Source organism: Mesorhizobium sp. M6A.T.Ce.TU.016.01.1.1 (assembly GCF_003997065.1).
Taxonomy (GTDB): Bacteria; Pseudomonadota; Alphaproteobacteria; order Rhizobiales; family Rhizobiaceae; genus Mesorhizobium; species Mesorhizobium mediterraneum.
The window spans coordinates 1-335 of the sequence record NZ_RZTJ01000139.1 but is presented as its reverse complement, the minus strand read 5'-3'; the positions used below and the strand labels follow the sequence as shown (position 1 = coordinate 335).

The 335-nt window shown below is 60.9% G+C and carries 1 protein-coding gene; it reads left to right on the top strand.

All coding sequences use genetic code 11. The annotated features are described in order from the left end of the window. Nucleotides 1–335, top strand: a 335-nt coding sequence (locus EOC94_RS33625) for an ATP-binding cassette domain-containing protein (RefSeq protein ID WP_127295890.1), incomplete at both ends; no start/stop codon positions are given.

The window sequence follows — 335 nt, the reverse complement described above, 5'->3', positions numbered from 1 at the left end:
GGCAAGAGCACGTTCCTGCGTTGCATCAATCTTCTGGAGCAGCCGGATGGCGGCAAGGTCGCCATCGATGGCGAGGTGATCAAGATGAAGCCGCTGTCGAGCGGCCGTCTTGGGCCAGCCGATATGGCGCAGGTCGAACGCATCCGCGCCCGCGTCGGCATGGTGTTCCAGAACTTCAATCTGTGGCCGCACATGACTGTGGCGGAGAACATCATCGAAGCGCCCCGGCACGTCTTGAAGGAGCCCCGCGAGAAGGCCATCCAACATGCGCACGCTTTGTTGAAGAAGATCGGGCTCGCCGACAAGCACGCTCATTATCCGGGCCAGTTATCAGG